The sequence below is a fragment of the Salifodinibacter halophilus genome (assembly GCA_012999515.1).
GTDB classification, from domain to species: domain Bacteria; phylum Pseudomonadota; class Gammaproteobacteria; order Nevskiales; family Salinisphaeraceae; genus Salifodinibacter; species Salifodinibacter halophilus.
The window spans coordinates 522800-538702 of the sequence record JABEEB010000001.1 but is presented as its reverse complement, the minus strand read 5'-3'; the positions used below and the strand labels follow the sequence as shown (position 1 = coordinate 538702).

The following is a 15903-nucleotide window of genomic DNA, read 5'->3' as shown; positions in this document are numbered from 1 at the left end:
CGACAAACTCCTAGATTTGCAGCAGAAGCCGCGCCGGGTCCTCGAGCTGCTCCTTGATCGTACGCAGGAACAATACCGCTTCTCGGCCGTCGATGAGGCGGTGGTCGTAGGACAGCGCCAGCATCATGATCGGGCGGATCTGTATCTCGCCGTCCACCACGACCGGTCGCTCGCGTGTCGCGTGCATACCGAGAATCGCCGCCTGCGGCGGATTGACAATGGGGGTCGACATATAGGATCCGAATATGCCGCCGTTGGTGATCGTGAATGTGCCACCGGTCAGCTCATCCACACCGATCTTGCCCGATTGAGCGCGCTCTCCAAAGTCTTGCACGCTGCCTTCGATCTGTGCGAACGACTGGGTATCGGCGTCGCGCAGGATCGGCACAAGAAGCCCGCGCGGTGAGGACACAGCGAGCCCGATATCGTAATAGCCGTGGTAGACGATGTCGCCGCCGTCTATGGAAGCGTTGACGGCTGGATAGCGCTTCAAGGCCTCCACTGCAGCCGTCACGAAAAACGACATAAAACCAAGCTTTACATCGTTTTGTTTCTGAAACTGTTCTTTGTAACGGCTGCGAACAGACATCACCTCTTGCATGTCCAGTTCGTTGAACGTGGTCAGCATGGCAGTGTTCTGACTCGCATCCAGAAGCCGCTCGGCGATGCGCTTACGGATACGCGTCATGGGCACGCGCTGTTCGCGCCGCTCTTCTCCATTTTGCGCAAACGCGCTCTGCTCGCCCATTGCGTCGCCCTGGGTGGCGCTTTGCCCGTCAGATTTGGGTGCGGCCCCATCCGCTGCTGGTGCCGAGTCGGCCTTGCCAGCGCTCTCACCAGCCGCAGCCCGGTTAGCGTCGTCCTTCGTGATGCGTCCGTCCCGACCCGAGCCGGATACGTCACCGCTGTCGACCCCGCCTTCGTCCATGATCTTACGCGCCGCTGGGCTGGCCACGTCGCTAGCGGACGCCGAGGCCGTATCATCCGACGCCGCTTCCGTTGTAGCACTCGACGCTTCAGGCTGCGGCTGTGCCTCAGCTTGATCGCCACCCGTTGCACTCACCCCTTCGTCAATTAGCGCGAGCACATCGCCGGCGTGGACCGTGTCACCAGCCGATGCTCGTATTTCGGCTATCACACCATCCGCAGGTGCCGGCGTTTCCAATACGACCTTGTCGGTTTCCAGGTCGATCAGGTTTTCATCACGCTCGACTTTATCGCCAGCGCTTTTTTGCCACTCACCGACGGATGCTTCGGTAACCGATTCCGGCAACTCGGGAACTTTGACTTCTGTAGCCATGAAACAGGATCCTGATAGGTTGTTTTCGAATATAGTGCTCGGCGCGCGTCAGGCGGTTTTCGATGTCTGGGTCGCTTGAGCGCCACGTTTCTTGCCACGCGGATCAGCCTTGACCGAACCTCGCTCGATCAGTGGCTCACCACCGGTCAATGCAGCTTCGATCACCGCGTTTTGCTGCTTAACATGCAATTGGTGATAGCCGGCCGCAGTGGTCGCCGCCCCCGGGCGTGTGGCGTACAGCAAGGCGTGGTGGTCAGCGAGCGGCACCTGCAACCGGTGCTTGATTTGATACCACGCACCTTGATTTTCCGGCTCTTCCTGGCACCACACCACCTCCGAAGCGTTGGGGTAGCCATTTAATACCGCAGCGTAGTCTTCCGCCGGAAACGGGTAGAGCTGTTCGATGCGAACCAGCGCCACATTATCGATTTCGCGCTCGTCCCGGGCTTTGTACAAGTCGAAAAACACCTTGCCGCTGCAGAACACGATGCGTTCGACTTTGTCGCGATCCAGCTCGGCCGGGTCGTCAATAACGAATTCAAACCGACCTTCGGACAAATCCTCAAGCGTCGACGTCGACATCGGATGCCGCAGTAAGCTCTTGGGTGAAAGGACGATTAGCGGCATGCGCAGATCGCGAATCATCTGCAGGCGCAATAGATGGAACCATTGCGCTGGCGTCGACGGTACCGTCACCAGCATATGGCGTTCGGCGCAGAGTTGCAGGAAGCGTTCCAGACGCGCTGATGAGTGTTCCGGCCCCTGACCTTCGTAACCGTGGGGCAAAAACATGGTCAGCGCGCACATCCGGCCCCATTTGGCGTAGCCACTGGCAATGAACTGGTCGATCAATACCTGAGCGCCATTAACAAAGTCGCCGAACTGTGCTTCCCAGATGGTCAGCGTATCGGGGTCAGCGGTGGCATAACCGTATTCGAAGCCGACCACACCGGCCTCGGAAAGCAAGGTGTCATTAACCGTGAACGCGTAGCGATTCTCGGACCTGATGTGCTTAAGCGGCACGTGGTGCTTACCGCTACCTTGATCGTAGAGGACCGAGTGGCGATGAAAAAAGGTGCCCCGACCAGAGTCCTGGCCAGATAGCCGCACCGAGTAACCATCGTCGATCAGCGTGGCGTAAGCGATATGCTCGGCGAATCCCCAGTCGATCCGTTGCCCTCCGGCCGTCATCTTACGGCGATCGTCGATGATGCGCTGGGCACGTTTGTGGAGCGTAAATTCTTCGGGCAAGTCGTGCAGGCGTCCAGCCACCGTCTGGATCCGGTCGACCGGCACGGCCGTATCCACAACCTCGGACCACTTGCCTTGGCTGAACCGCTTCCAATCCACGGTGTAGTCGTTGCCGACAAAACCGAGCGTCGATCGATAGATATGCTCGTTCTGATCCAGACCGGCACGGTAATCGTCCAGGAATGTCTTGCCAGCATCTTCCTGGATAATGCCTTCGGCCTCGAGCCGGCGCGCATAACGTTTGCGCGTCGTGGGCGTGTTCTTGATGGCCTGATACATCAGAGGCTGGGTGACAGCTGGCTCGTCCGCTTCGTTATGGCCTTGGCGCCGATAGCAAACCACGTCTACCAACACATCCTTGTTGAAGGTATTGCGGAATTCCATGGCCAGACGCGTAGCGTAAACCACAGCCTCGGTGTCGTCCCCGTTAACGTGAAACACAGGCGCTTCGAGGATTTTGGCGATGTCCGTGCAATAGCGCGACGAACGCGAGGAGCGTGCATCACCCAGCTCGATCGGGCTGTTCATAGTGAACCCGACCTGATTATTCATAACGAAGTGCACCGTGCCGCCGGTCGCATAGCCTTCGGCCTGCGACAACTGCAGCGTTTCCATCACAATGCCCTGCCCGGCGAACGACGCATCGCCATGAATCAGAACCGGCAACACGGTCTCGCCGTTGTCGTCACCCCGAAGTGTCTGGCGTGCGCGCACCGAACCGAGCACCACGGGATTGACGGCTTCCAGATGCGACGGATTGAAGGCAAGCGTTAGATGTACACGCTTGTTGTCATATTCGATATCGGTGGAAAAACCGAGGTGGTACTTAACATCACCCGACATCTCGATGTCATTGACGTCGTAGTCGTCTTCGAACTCCGAGAACAATTCTTCGGGTGATTTGCCGAGCACGTTCAGCAGCACGTTCAGTCGACCACGGTGGGCCATGCCGACGACCATTTCATCGACGTTATGGTGAGCCGACGAGCGGATCAGTTCATCCAGCGCCGGCACCATGCTATCGGCGCCTTCTAATGAGAAGCGTTTCTGGCCGACATATTTGGTATGCAGATAACGCTCGATGCCTTCGGCTGCGGTCAGCTGCCGCAGCATCTCGCGTTTTTCACTGCTATCGAACAACGTTTTATCTACCGACGATTCGATCCGACGCTGAATCCAGCGTTTTTGATCGGTATCCGTCAGGTGCATGTACTCACTGCCGATCGTCGACGTGTAAGCGCGCTGGCAAAAGTCGATGATTTCGTCGAGCCGCATCTCATTGCGGCTCGCGAACAATGAGCCAACATTAAAAGTTGACTGCATGTCGGATTTATCGAGGCCATGAAAGGCCGGATCGAGATCGGCAACGTGGGGCGGCTCGGCCAAGCCGAGCGGATCGAGGTCCGCCACCTGATGACCGCGCACCCGATAATAGTTGATCAGGCGTAGGACCGCGGCTTGCTTCTCGGCCGCCAGTGCCGACATCCCCTGATCGCCCCCGCGCTTGGCGCCCTGCGCTGCGCTAGCGCCAGTGTCAACGAAAGACTCGCGGATCGGCCCATGGGCGACCTCGGCTTGAGCCTGCTCGACATGCAAGCGATCGAAATAGTCACGCCAGGCAGCATCAACGCTATCCGGGTCGTGGAGATATTGTTCGTAATATGCCTCGACATAAGCCGCGTTAGCACCGAACAAGGCAGAGCTGGCAATGAATTGGTCGTTAAGCTCGTTATTCATAAGGTCGACGCGGTACGGCGAATTTTAAGTTTGTCGAGCCAAAGCATCTCGCAGATTGCATGATAACAAACCCGCCCTTTCAAGGCGGGGTCACGATAGCTTTAAGCAACGCTTGTAAGGTATCTTAATCCAGATTCGACGCGAAGTCTTTGAGATAATTTCGAAATTCGTCGCCGATCTCGGGGTGATGGAGGCCCATTTCCACGTTGGCCTGCAGATACCCCAGTTTACTGCCGCAGTCGTAGCGCACCCCTTCAAACTCGTAAGCCAGCACCGTTTGCTCACTCATCAGAGTATGGATGGCATCGGTCAATTGGATTTCACCACCGGCACCGAAGCCGGTCTTGTCGAGCAGGCGAAAGATACGCGGTGACAGGATATAGCGGCCGACCACGGCCAAATTCGAAGGCGCCTCACTCGGATCGGGTTTTTCCACGATCTTTTCAATCTCCGAAACACCCGGCTCGATCTCGCGCGCTTGCACGATGCCGTACTTATGCGTCTCGGATTCCGGCACGCGTTGGACCGCGACCACACTCGTACCGTAGCCCTGATAGACCCGGTGCATCTGCGCGGTCACGGGTTGGAAACCATTGGCAATCAAGTCGTCGGCAAGAATCACGGTGAAATCCTGATCACCGACTGCCGGCAAAGCACAGCGAATGGCATGGCCAAGACCTTTTTGTTCGGCCTGGCGGATATAGACACAATTGATACCGTCCGGCAAAACGTCTTTGACCGCCGTCAACAACTCTTGCTTGCCGTCGGCTTCTAAGACGGATTCCAGCTCATAGTCGCGGTCGAAATGGTCCATGATCGAGTTCTTAGTGTGGCTCGTGATGAACACCATTTCCTCGGCGCCAGCCGCGATCGCCTCCTTGACCGCGTACTGCACTAAAGGTTTGTCGACGACCGGCAAGATCTCTTTCGCACTGGCCTTGGTTGCCGGCAAAAAGCGTGTGCCAAGCCCAGCAACCGGAAATACTGCCTTACGAATTTGCATTATCTTGCTCCTCGGTATATTCCGGGGATGAATGATCAGTTAGTGAGCCGAAGCTACCCCGGATGTGCACGGCTCGCGAATCGCGGTCGATAAGACCGAACGACATGCCACTTACGACATGATCGTCGACCACAAATTCCCGCTCGGCGGGTAGTGGTACCGGTTTTTTGAAAGTGATACTCGCCTCGGCCTCTGCCTGATCCCAATACGGTTCAAGCACGGCCACTGCTCGCGCCTGAAGCCACATTCCTGTGGCGATCGGATATTTGAATCCAAACATACGTGCCGGCGCAGCGCCCAAATGGATGGGGTTATAGTCACCCGACACACGGGCATATCGTCGGCCCAGATCGGCTGACATCAACCATTTTTCATAAGTCGACCATGACAGTTCGGGTAACGGCTTGTCACTTAACTGCGCGTAACCACCGCTACGCTCGGGCGCGCGCATTGTCGAGCGCTCGGTCCAGACCAACTCACCAACCACGCCCACGTCCGGTGCGTATGCGTAGCACCATGTATCAATATCGAACTCGTAACCAGTATCGAGCGCTCGCCAGTTATCGATCTGCACTGAAAAGCTAAGCAGCTCATCGAAGCGTATGTGTCGATAGCGCCGGATCCGGTTATGGGTGTGGATTAGCCCGAGCACACTCAACGGGAAATCGCGGTGCGCCATAATCGCCATATGCAGGCCGAAAGCCAGCACATGCGGATAGGTGAACGCCACGATGTCATCGTTGCCGAAACCACAAACCGCGTTGTAGTTCGCCGCCCGTCGGCGATCAATTGCAGTCTTGGCCGCCTGGGCGCGCGCTACATCAGGCAGAGAGCCGGCGCTACGACGCCGGACTGCATTCCGGATAGCGCCCGCATAACCGCGGGCTACGACTGGCGGCTGTTTAAACTCGAGATCAAGCACGCAGCGAATGACAATCTGAATGTGCGCTGCGTAATCTACGCCAATAGCGGCCGGCACCCAACCCGATGCTTGGCGCTAACGTGGATCCGAACATGCATCGCTGCGCATGATCGCTGGTGCCCGGAGCGGGGATCGAACCCGCACGGCCTTGCGGCCCAGGGATTTTAAGTCCCATGCGTCTACCAGTTCCGCCATCCGGGCAAGACGCGAATTGTAGCAACGTATTATGACTTGCCATACGGTGGTCTGGCTTAAACCATGCGCTGCAATAGTATCGGCACCCCGAAAATGCACGGCTGCCGATCAACAGCACATCGAGTGACCGGCCGGTAAGCCCGTCCTGGCGCGCGCACCCTATTGGCTATGCGGGCTTTTACCGGCAGCTGATAATCGTGCAGCGCGGGTTAAAAATAGTCGACACAAACAGCATCTAGAGCGCGGCTTCGCAACGCGGCGCGTTTATCGGGATCCCGCAAATTGACTGTCCAGGCGCCTACATCGACGTTGACGCGCCGTGCGCTGTCGATCGCACTATCAGTGCAATCGCTGTAATAGCCGAACCAACAATCGCCGCCTGCGTCTTTTACCGCACGCCCGGCATCATCGGCACAGTGCGGTTGCAAGCCGTCATACCATGGCGCGCCCGCAGCGTAGCTCACACGCAGCGCTTCAAGGAAAGACTTCCCGATAGGTAAATCGGAAGCCGACGCGGCATCGGCACGTAGCCAGTCGAATGGATGTGTATTCATCCAAAGCGCGGCGGTAGGCAAAAGCGTTCGCGCGTAGCGAAGCGAACGCCAATCGAAGCCGCACAGGATCGCACGGTGGGCGAATGCGTACTGTTGAACCGTTGCCGCTATCGCTTCGACCTGGGGTTGCCAATCCCGGCCGTGCGGGTCGAGCAAACAACTCGACTTGATTTCAATAACCAGTTGAAAGCTATTTGAAAGCGTTTGAACTCGATCGATTACTTCAGCAAGTGTCGGAATCCACTGTTCATAATCCACTACCAGATCCGGAAAACTAGCTGCGTAATCAGTGTCCGGATTGGGCGGTCCAAGCCGGTAATGTTGCACCTCGGCCAAAGTCAAATCGGCAATTTTGGGCTGAGTATCACGCGTTAGCCATTGACCGTCCGGCGCTTTCGTGTAGCGGTGATTGAGTTGCGCATTGTGGTGAACAACCAAAGCATTGTCGGCCGTCAGGTGAACGTCCAATTCCGCCCCGTCGCAACCGGCGGCTATGGCATTATCAAAGGCAGCTAAAGTATTTTCGAGACGCAGTCCACTGCCACCACGGTGGGCAATTACAGCTTGGGCGGGGTTCGTCTGCACTGGTTGTTCCATGATGATCGATAAATACAGTTCTTCGGAATTGATTAACAGGCAATGCAATGCCGACATGACATTGATTTGTTAGCGACTATCACACTAGCTCCATGCGGCTGCCCGGTCAGGACTGTTCGTCGATCGCTTGGCTACACCGCGCCGACTGGATCCAATTTCGCCGACTGGCTTGCCTCGAAAGCCACCCCATAATCGGCGACTGCCGAAGCCACCAATTCCGCCGACACTGCGGCACGAATAGCAAGACGCCGTCTCGCCGGTGATTCGACGAGTACCGCCGACTGGCTCATTTGTTGAGCAAGGTCGTGTGCTTGGTTCTGTAACGCATTAATTGCGCCCAGTGTGCGCGACTGTTGGGCAAAGAAAATACCGATTTGCTCAACCATGGCGTCGATCGAGCGGTCAATGGATTGGGTAAAACCCGCGCGTTCCGCGTAGACGCGCAAACTGCGGATCTCCAACCCCATATTGAGCGTCGCCATAACCGCTTGACGGGCTGAAAAGTGTGTCGGATTTACAGCCGCATTCATCGAAAGCTGACTCAAACGGTCATACATCCGGGTTTCGAAACGCACACGCGAGTGTTGCTTGTGGTCTCTCGTCATTTCGTTGAAAACACCAGCCAGCTGTTCGCGCAGCCGCTGATTCGGCGACACCGGCATAATCAGCTTGAACGACAGCATGGTCAGTGTGATCGCCATCGTGATCCCTATCAGTATCTCGACGTAAGTCGTAAATGGTGGGATCGCGCCATTTTGAACATGCGTCAACAGCGCAAACATGATAAGCGAAATGCGGCCGGAGACAGCGATTTTTGGATCGGGTTTCGCCATGGCCAAGCCACTGGCAAAAACCATAGGCAACAGGCACAGCATGAGCATCACAAAACCGCTAGCTTGGGGCAGCAGCAAGAAATCCACGCCGAATGCGGCGACAGCCGCGATAGCCGCGCCACGACCAAAAAAACCGGCCGCTGCGACCGGACTGGGCACGGTCGCCAAAATGGTGGTCAACGCTGACAGGAGTATCACGAGCAATACAGCTGATAACTGATCGTGAAAATTGACCCAGATCGTTGCGCCCAACGAAACGGCAACCAGCGTGCGAAGTGCATTGCGAAATGCATGTTTGACATCCAATGCCTGACTAAAACGTGCTTGTATAGCTTCGGCTTCATTCGATGTTGATCGCCGATCATGGATCAGCATTTCATGTTTGATGACCGCCGCGCGCAAACGGTTCGTCAGGTCGAGACTTCGACTGAGAACAACCCAGTCTGCTAATCGTCGTTCCTGCTCATCGTCGGCGGGCGCCTGTGTATACGCCAGAATACGTGCGTGCGCTTTATTCAATGCCTGGCGTATGCGCACGGGATCCTCGGGGTGATCGCGCATGATGGCGGCGGGCTCGTCGAGCTCGACCAGCACGTCGACATTGATCTTACCGATACGGTTGGCAATGTAGATGCGCAACGACGATATGGCGCTTATCAACGCCAGTAACTCGTAGTCGAGATGGCGTGCTAAACGGTTGGCGCGCTCAAAGCCGGGCGATTCATAGATCGCGTAGCGGCGCGTTTGCTCGAGCGCCAACGCCTGTCGGGCAAGCGCATCAAGTGACACATGCGGATCGTTTTCTTGATCGGCGTCTGCGCTCGCGGTGTTGGTGCGACCATCCTCCTCGCCCGTCTGCCCTGCCGCCCGACGTCCTACGCCTAACACTTCGGCACCCAGTGACTGAAGCAGACGAACACGGCCCTGGATGTAACCGCGTGCCGAAACCGGCGGCGTCAGCAACACATTCACGGCCGAGGCAACGAGTGCCGCTAATACACATTCAGATGTGCGTGCGAGCGCTATTTCGAACGGTGACTGCGGGAGTGTATGGCTGAGAACCAACGTGAGCCCAGTCAAAAACCCGGCGATTGCAAAGCCAAATATCAGATTGTTGCGGGACAGGCTGGCGAAAAAAGAACAAAACGACACCCACAAAGCTAGCGCGGCGCCGCTTAAAACAAGACTTTGTGCAAACAACGCGACAAGCAGCAGACCTACACAACCCGCGATAATGGTGCCGATTGTGCGTGCAAAACCGCGTGCAACGGCCATGCCCGGGATCGGTTGCATCATCGCAGCAACTTCCAGCGCGGCCCAGTAGGGTCGATCCAGCTGCAACCACATCGCGAGATACAGCGTCAGTGCCATGGCGACACACAGTCGGAGCGCGAACAGGATCGCGTCGGTCGACGGCGCGTATAACCAAGCTAGACGTTGCATCGTTCCACTGCGCCGCGATATCGACCTGCCGGCATTACTTTGCAAGTCACGGCAGCACCGGATAGCCGGTTACACCTTATAGTTGTTCTATCTAATCCTGGGGGCATAACCTATCGACGAATCAACGCTGCGAAGACAACCAGCTTCTAGCCGCCCCCTATTCTTGCGTATTCAGCCAAGTTCGGCAGCCCGGTTCAACGTATCACCGGCCAAGTAGATGTAGCGTGACATTCAAAGGCTTAGCCGATGACGACATCATAGGTTTTGCCTCGGTGCATGACACCGCCGGCCCAATAATCGCAACCTGTTTGATTCGCTCGATCCCCCATTACCTGCGCGTGACCGCGACTACCGTCGTTCTAAGGCACGCGCCATCAGCCGAAGAACATTTGCGCCAAGCAAATCATTCCGACACCTCGCCACGCCCCAGCACCCGTCTGATTTGCCAACCTGGTCAATCAGATCAGGCTAGCTATCGCTAGCAGCCAAGATTATTCAACGAGCACACCCAGATACCAATTGATAGATCCATTTGACCGAACAATCAGCGCAGCTCGATGTTTAAGTCTTGATTGATGGGCGGCAAAACCGGCCTCGTATATGAGCTCTCGTGGCTAATCAGGCCGTTTGTACACAATGGCTTATCGCGGCGACTGGGTTCGTCAGCCGACCATGGAATTGCAGACTGGCCGTCGGGTCGGCGAGATCAAGTAACTGTTGATTATTGGCCAATTGCAGTCGGTTGACGCAAGAGCAAGCGAAGTCCGGTGCAAACAAATCATACGCCTCGAACTTGGTCGCGAATTCCGGATGTGCCTGCTGATAGCGCTCGATGCATCGCGCCACACGCTGCCAAAACTGTTGCTCCGGATAGCCGCAGTCAAATGACAAGATGGGAGCGACAAAACGGAATATTAAATCGAACAGATCAGTGAAGATCGATAACATCCGTAAGTCTTCCGGCACTGGAACCGCTATCCGCTGGACATCGGCTGGCAAATCGGCGTCCGGATTCATCACCGCGATTTCTTCGGCGATATCTTTCATGATGACGCGGTCCACCTGATGGTTACGCATCACGAGAATCAGATTCTCACCGTGCGGCATAAATACTAGGTCATGGGCATAAAAGCAATGCAAGATCGGGCTCATATAGGCATCGAGCCAGGCATCGACCCAGGCTTGAACGCCAACACCCGCCGCTTCAATGAAGGCGGCCAAAACCGAGCTGCCGTTAGTGTCACGGTGCAGTAGAGCAGCCATCGTCATTAGCGATTCGCCCTCGCCGATTCGCGTGACGGGTGACTCGCGCCACAGCGCGGATAACATTTTGTTGGCGCCGTCGGTCCGCGGCAATGCCGCGTCGAAGCGTGGATGGCGGTAGCCAACGGCCGCGACTTCACGCAGCGTCGAAAAGCCTTTTTCCTGTAAGTACGCGTCGCCAGCAACAAGATCCGCCAGCCAATCGGTAATCGCCGGCGTGCCGCCCATATAGTATGGCGACAGCCCGCGAGAAAACCCCATATTGAGGATCGACAGGCTCATCTTGACGTAACACCGGCTCGGCACATCACGATTAAACAAGGTTCGCACCGATTGCTGGGCTTGGTAGGCATCCGCTCCAAAGCCTAGATATACGAGATGGCCACTGGCGATCTCATCGGCGAAGGCGAACACAAGTTTGTGTTGCCACTGCCACGGATGCACCGGTAGATATTGATAATCTTCCGGCGACAAGCCACGGGCCATCAGTCGCTCATCGAAGTATGTCCGCGTGCGCTGGCCAAGCTCATCTGCGAGATGTGTCTCGATCGTTCGGTCAGCGGCAGTGGCGTACGTCAGTCGCGAGCGATGTCCGGCGATCCAGACCAGCCGAATCGGGGCCGCGGCTTCGGGTGCGTAGGCTGCGAAATCGTCCCCCGAGAAACCGATGCGCCCATTATTGGCGACAAAAGCCGGGTGCCCTTCCATCATGGCGGCTTCGATGGCCTGAAAATCCGCCGCTGGAAAATCACTCGCCTTCAGCCGTTCATTGGCACACTTGAAGGCCGCGCTATAACGCGTCGATGCGATTTCCTCGAGATAGAGCGATAACACCGCATCGGACATGCCCAACCGCTCGTGGAATTCGCTCAGCAGTGTCGAGGCATCCAATGCTAAATAGCTGCCGTGGTGTAGACGCTGAATGCGTTCGGGTCGAATATGCCAGTGATACAGCGCGAAGCGCTGCGCTTCGAAACGATAGACGGTCTCGCCATCATCAGCGATAAGTCGATACCAGGCGCCGCCTTCGGATTCGGGGTCTAATAAACCTTCGTGGCTGAACTCTGACAACATTTTGGCAACCAACGCGGCGTCGGCGACCTGCCAATGTGCCGGCGTCAGATGATGGATACAGGTCTCATTTGCCGTGATCGGCAATTCATTCATTGGGACACCTCCGAAGTGGCGGCATGGGTGGCAGCCGAACCAGCCCGACGTCCGGCAAGCGCGGCGTACACAGGTGATAATTCGGCCATCGCGCAGCGATGGCCCGCGCGGCTGCAAGTCGCGAGCCAAGCGGTTTTGTCGCGCATCGCGATCTGGCGCTCGTAAACAAAGCCCGCGCGTTCGTTGAATACATGTATACCGCTGTTTTCGACATCCGGCTCGACGACAATCCGAGTCACGTCTTCGCGTGCAAATAACGTGTCGACAACGAGTGTGAATACCGCCCAGGTCAGGCCGTGGATATACTGCTCCGGCGGTGCGATAAGCAGGTGCATGCCTATATCGCCAGCATCAACGGGGTAATAGTCGCCGATAGCATCTGCATCCGGCGCGTAGACTTCGGCCAAAAAATAGGGCTCGCCATCGAGATGCCCCATCCAAGCTTCATGCGTCGCCGACTTGTTAATCGCTGTGAAATAGTCTTTCGTATCAGCCTCGCGATTAGCCTGCATGCCCCAGAAAGTCGCGTGCGGCGCGGTCAACCAGCGATGGGCGGCAGCAATATCATTGCCCCCCGCAAACGGCCGGATTGTCAGGTGCCCAACCCCGCCGACCGTGCGTTCGGCTATTGTCTTTGGATCACTCATGAATGGATTCCGCTTTATTAGCCGCAACCACTCCGGTCTGTGGTGCCGGGTAATTGCGAGCATCGAAACTCTGGAAAGCAATCGATCGTTCGACCGAATACACCTCGCGACCCAACAGTTCACGCAGGATTACGGCATTGCGATAACAGGCCATACCGAGATCCGAGGCCGTAAAGCCATGGGTATGCAACTCGGCGTTTTGCACGAAAATGTCGCACGCATCATGATCAATAGCGTAATTCCGCGTGACGGCAAAGCGTTGCGATCCGTCCCAACGCAGCCGATCAACAATCGGCTCAATATAATCCGGTGTTCGGTGTGCAAAGCCGGTCGCTAGAATGAGCGCATCGCAGGTATGGCTAAACCATCGACCCTGCTCGCTCTGTATAAATGTCAGAACAAGCCGCCCTTCCGCGTCCCGAGAAACCTCTTCGAGGCTGGCATTCGTCTGCATGCCAACATTGGCGCTGCCGTATACATTCTTTTCGTAAAGCGTGTCGTAAATCATGGCTGACAAGTCGCGATCGATACCTTTGTAAAGCGGCTTGTGGGCTTTGGATAGTTGATCCCGCTTGTGTTCCGACAGCTCGTGGAAATAGTCGATATATTCCGGTGACGTTAATTCCAGAGTCAGTTTGTCGTAAGCCATGGCGAAAAAACGCGGTGATCGGGTAAACCAATCGAGGCGTTGTGCATCGCCGGCATAGTGCAGACGATCCTGAAAGATTTCGGCCGCGCTCTGCCCGGAGCCGACAATCGCAACATTCGACGCCGCGGCTAGCTCGTCACGATGTGCCACATAATCGGCGGCATGCAGTACGCCTTCGCCTTCCCCGAGACAGCAGGCCGGCACATAACGCGACGGCCCGGTCCCGAGCACGAGGCGGCGACCGTAATAGACATGGCACCTGCCACTAGACAGTTGCTGAGTTTCCACCCGGTAACAACCGCGATGAGCTTCGTAGTGGATCGCCGTCACACGCCGATCGAAAATGACCGACTCCAGTTGTTCGACAACCCAGCGACAATACTGATTGTATTCTGCGCGTAGGATGGAAAATTGCTCGCGGATATAAAACGCGTAGATGCGGCCCGTCGCTTTCAAATAATTGAGAAAACTAAAACGGCTCGTTGGATCGGCCAACGTTACGAGATCCGCCAAAAACGGCGTCTGCAGCGTCGCGCCTTCAAGTAACAGACCGGGATGCCAGTCGAACGTCTGATTTTCGTCTAAAAACAGGGCATCCAGCTCGGTTATCGGCTCCGCTAATGCGGCCAGTCCCAAATTGAATGGGCCGACACCAACGCCGATAACATCGTGTACGTGCGGATTATGTTCGTCACGCATGGGACGCAGCCTTATGCTCGCTGGCCATGCCTAGCTGCTGTGCAACCAAGTGCTCGCCACTGGACACGATCAGAGACAAGATTTCGGCCATCTGGGTCAGCGTTGTTTCGGCGTTGAGCAGCGTAAATTTGAGATAACGCTGTCCATCGACGCGGGTGGCCGCGATCATGGCCTCACCACGCTCGGCCAGATCGATACGTATCGCATCATTGAGCTCGTCCAGGTCAGTCACGGACAGCGCCCGATCCGGATAAAAACGAAACACGATCGTGCCCAGTTCCGGCGTATGCAATAAATCAAAGCGCGGCTCGGATCGCATACGGCGATAAGTTGCATAGGCCAGCTTCAAACCACGGTCGAACAATTCACCGATCGCTCTCACGCCCACCGAGCGCAGGCTTATCCAAAGTTTGAGTGCATCGAAGCGGCGCGTCGTCTGCAGACTTTTATTGACCTGATCCAGTGTTCCCTCGGCCGCCGCTTCGGCCGGATTCAGATAATCCGCGTGATACGTGACGTGGCCGAGATCGGCACCACGCGCCACAATCAGCGCACTACAGGCCACCGGCTGGAAGAACGATTTGTGATAATCAACGGTGATTGAATCGGCATGGGCCAAGACAGCAGTTTCCTGCACCCGCGTCGGCGAAACCATCAGCCCACACCCGTAAGCCGCATCGATATGCAGCCAAAGGCCGTGCCGTTCGGACACGTGGGCAGCGCCCATCACATCATCCAAACTACCGAAATCCGTGGTGCCGAAAGTCGCGACAACCGCAATCGGAATATCGCCATCAGCTTCGGCCGCGGCGACTGCCTCGGCCAATGCAGTCGCATCGAGCCGCCACTGGACGTCGACGGCCACCGAGACCACGGCTTGCTCGCCGAGGCCAATCACCGAAGCTGCCTTAGCGATCGAGAAATGACTGAGTTCGGATGCAAAGATTCGCCAACGCGAGGCTTCGGCAGGCAGGCCGTATTTTTGGATAAAACCACTGCCAAAACAGCGGCTTGCATAAGAATCCCGCGCCAGAAGCAACGCCATGAGATTCGATTGCGTGCCGCCACTGGTAAAGATGCCATCGGCATCCTCCCCCAAGCCGGCTCGATGCGCCGTCCAGGCAATGAGCTTTTGCTCGATAAGAGTCGCCCCGGTGCTTTGATCCCAAGTATCCATCGAGGTGTTGACACCGGCAGCGACAACTTCTGCCGCGACCGCACTGGTCAATACCGGACAATTCAGATGCGCGACATAACGCGGATGATGGAAATACACGGCCGGCTCAAAATACAGCGGGCCCAGCTCGTCGAGCGCAGCTTCAAAGCCGAGCGGCGCCGCATCGAGATCGATAGCAGTGATCTGCTCTGCCAAGTCGCTCGGTTGATCGCCGCGACTCGGATGTCGAGCCAACTGAACCGCCTCGACGGTACGATCCAAAGCGATCTGGCTCTGCTCGACCAGACTTTCCGCTCCGCGATGATCGAGCAGCAAAGGAGGTGACGCGGAGATTTGCCGCTGCACCGCTATCGATGATGTGGTCATTCCAACTCCCATTGATGCACTTACAGCTAACTGATGCCGCTGTTGACCTGTGGCACCCAACGCTGGGTACCCATGTCGGTGAGCTGGATTATATACGAAT

10 protein-coding genes and 1 tRNA gene are annotated in these 15903 nt (G+C 56.6%); all 11 read right to left on the bottom strand.

The annotated features are described in order from the left end of the window. Positions 1–10: 10 nt before the first annotated feature. Positions 11–1300: a 2-oxoglutarate dehydrogenase complex dihydrolipoyllysine-residue succinyltransferase gene (gene odhB, locus HKX41_02410; protein ID NNC23009.1), complete on the bottom strand. Its 1290-nt coding sequence runs from the start codon at positions 1298–1300 to the stop codon at positions 11–13. A gap of 48 nt (positions 1301–1348) precedes the next feature. After that, the gene (locus tag HKX41_02405) at positions 1349–4288 is read right to left on the bottom strand and encodes a 2-oxoglutarate dehydrogenase E1 component (protein NNC23008.1); all 2940 of its coding nucleotides are present in this window, start codon (positions 4286–4288) and stop codon (positions 1349–1351) included. 124 nt (positions 4289–4412) lie between these two features. Next, positions 4413–5291 (bottom strand): UTP--glucose-1-phosphate uridylyltransferase GalU, encoded by an 879-nt coding sequence (galU, locus tag HKX41_02400; GenBank protein NNC23007.1) that lies wholly within the window; start codon positions 5289–5291, stop codon positions 4413–4415. Beyond that, entirely contained in the window at positions 5278–6213 is a 936-nt protein-coding gene (locus HKX41_02395; GenBank protein NNC23006.1) for a hypothetical protein, read from the bottom strand. The genes galU and HKX41_02395 overlap by 14 nt, the downstream gene beginning before the upstream one ends. A 114-nt stretch (positions 6214–6327) precedes the next feature. Further along, positions 6328–6414: transfer RNA gene (locus HKX41_02390), tRNA-Leu, on the bottom strand. Positions 6415–6617: 203 nt separating this feature from the next. After that, a complete protein-coding gene (locus HKX41_02385; GenBank protein NNC23005.1) occupies positions 6618–7616 on the bottom strand; it encodes a hypothetical protein in 999 nt (332 codons plus the stop codon). 74 nt (positions 7617–7690) lie between these two features. Beyond that, the gene (locus HKX41_02380) at positions 7691–9835 is read right to left on the bottom strand and encodes an FUSC family protein (GenBank protein NNC23004.1); all 2145 of its coding nucleotides are present in this window, start codon (positions 9833–9835) and stop codon (positions 7691–7693) included. A gap of 618 nt (positions 9836–10453) precedes the next feature. Next, positions 10454–12265: an IucA/IucC family siderophore biosynthesis protein gene (locus HKX41_02375; protein ID NNC23003.1), complete on the bottom strand. Its 1812-nt coding sequence runs from the start codon at positions 12263–12265 to the stop codon at positions 10454–10456. Continuing rightward, positions 12262–12912, bottom strand: a complete 651-nt coding sequence (locus tag HKX41_02370; GenBank protein ID NNC23002.1) for an acetyltransferase — start codon at positions 12910–12912, stop codon at positions 12262–12264. Before HKX41_02370 ends, HKX41_02375 begins: the two co-directional genes overlap by 4 nt. Further along, complete coding sequence (locus HKX41_02365) at positions 12905–14260, bottom strand: SidA/IucD/PvdA family monooxygenase (protein NNC23001.1); 1356 nt, start codon at positions 14258–14260, stop codon at positions 12905–12907. Before HKX41_02365 ends, HKX41_02370 begins: the two co-directional genes overlap by 8 nt. Next, a complete protein-coding gene (locus HKX41_02360; protein NNC23000.1) occupies positions 14253–15815 on the bottom strand; it encodes an aspartate aminotransferase family protein in 1563 nt (520 codons plus the stop codon). Before HKX41_02360 ends, HKX41_02365 begins: the two co-directional genes overlap by 8 nt. Between the last annotated feature and the right edge of the window lie 88 nt (positions 15816–15903).

Bases quoted from the DNA above. Each gene is read 5' to 3' on its own strand.
- odhB (NNC23009.1), bottom strand. From the start codon at position 1,300: ATGGCTACAGAAGTCAAAGTTCCCGAGTTGCCGGAATCGGTTACCGAA.
- HKX41_02405 (NNC23008.1), bottom strand. From the start codon at position 4,288: ATGAATAACGAGCTTAACGACCAATTCATTGCCAGCTCTGCCTTGTTC.
- galU (NNC23007.1), bottom strand. From the start codon at position 5,291: ATGCAAATTCGTAAGGCAGTATTTCCGGTTGCTGGGCTTGGCACACGC.
- HKX41_02385 (NNC23005.1), bottom strand. From the start codon at position 7,616: ATGTCGGCATTGCATTGCCTGTTAATCAATTCCGAAGAACTGTATTTA.
- HKX41_02380 (NNC23004.1), bottom strand. From the start codon at position 9,835: ATGCAACGTCTAGCTTGGTTATACGCGCCGTCGACCGACGCGATCCTG.
- HKX41_02375 (NNC23003.1), bottom strand. From the start codon at position 12,265: ATGAATGAATTGCCGATCACGGCAAATGAGACCTGTATCCATCATCTG.
- HKX41_02370 (NNC23002.1), bottom strand. From the start codon at position 12,912: ATGAGTGATCCAAAGACAATAGCCGAACGCACGGTCGGCGGGGTTGGG.
- HKX41_02365 (NNC23001.1), bottom strand. From the start codon at position 14,260: ATGCGTGACGAACATAATCCGCACGTACACGATGTTATCGGCGTTGGT.
- HKX41_02360 (NNC23000.1), bottom strand. From the start codon at position 15,815: ATGGGAGTTGGAATGACCACATCATCGATAGCGGTGCAGCGGCAAATC.